The 1,355-nt window shown below is 55.2% G+C and carries 1 protein-coding gene; it reads right to left on the minus strand.

From position 1 onward, the window contains the following. A partial coding sequence (locus GSQ81_RS19555) for an Ig-like domain-containing protein (protein ID WP_174237995.1) occupies positions 1–1,355 on the minus strand: 1,355 nt, incomplete at both ends.

The following is a 1,355-nucleotide window of genomic DNA, read 5'->3' on the forward strand; positions in this document are numbered from 1 at the left end:
AATTCGTCGAACTCCATGCCACAGAATTCGTCAGGTTCTGCGTGCTGCCATCACTATAAGTCCCCGTCGCTGTGTACTGCTCCGTCTGACCTGCGAGGATAGTCGAATTAGCAGGAGCTATGGCGATGGACGCAAGTGCAAGAGGAACTGTAACTGTCAGATTCGTGGAACCGCTCACAGCCCCTGAGGTTGTTTGGATTGTTGTTGTGCCAGATGCAACTGCAGTAGCCAGACCCGCGCTATTGATTGTTGCTATGGCTGGATTTGTAGACGTCCAGGTAACTGAGCTCGTGAGATTTTGAGTGCTTCCGTTACTGTATGTACCTATCGCTGTATATTGCGTTGTTGAACCGGCCATGAACGAAGCGTTAGCCGGAGTAACGGCAATTGAGACCAGAGTAGGAGGTCCGACGACTGTAGGGATGCTGGGCAGGAGGGGGAAGTTTGCATGGGTATAGTCGACGATGAAGTCGTCGATATAGGAGACTGCTCCTGGTTCGGGAACGGATCCAGGGTTACCTAGTCGAATTGCCTGTACCGGAACGTTGAAGGTATCGGTGAAATTGACTGTGCCTATAAGGCTCAGTGACTTGTCATAAACACTCATGGTTCCCTGACTGTTCTGGGTCCACTTCATGGTGATCCAATACCAGGTGTCATCGGCAACCCCGGCCACCGCTTGATTCAGAGGGCTCACCTGAATCTGGCGGACGTTGGTATAGGGTGATCTCTCATCGGACAGCCTGATCATCGGCCCAAAGGAGTTGTTGTAGAAGAGAACAAAGAAGGGGCCGCTGGACCAGGGCACCGCCTCGCCGGTTTTGTACCACAACCCTATCGAGAAGGAGCTTTGTTGCGCTGGTGGATCCCATTCAGCATAAGCGGAAGCTCCGCTGTTCAGATTGGTCGCCATGCCGCGAGTTCCAGTGTCACCGGTGACGGCGTGCCCCGGGTCCTCGGCAGCAGTCTGAATACTCAACAGATTGTTCGGATCAACCACGGACCAGACTCCCTGGACGTCATGCGTCGATGCGGCCAACTGGGTCGCATTCGCCTGTGCCCCAACCGTGCCCTGCTCAAAGTCGATCCACGTATCATAGGGGATCCATGGAAACGCGCCTGCGGCAATCGTCAGGGTCGCGGAACCGGAGATCGATCCTGAAACTGCGTGGATGGTTGTACTTCCGGTCGCAATGGCGGTAGCCAGACCGGCGCTGCTGATCGTGGCTCCGGAAACATTCGCGGAACTCCAGGTCGCGGAGCTGGTGATGTTCTGCGTGCTGCCATCGCTGTAAGTGCCGGTCGCCGTAAATTGCTGCGTCTGGCCAATCACAAGGGACGGGTTCATCGGTGTT

Source organism: Granulicella sp. L56 (assembly GCF_009765835.1).
In the GTDB taxonomy this organism is placed as follows: Bacteria; Acidobacteriota; Terriglobia; order Terriglobales; family Acidobacteriaceae; genus Edaphobacter.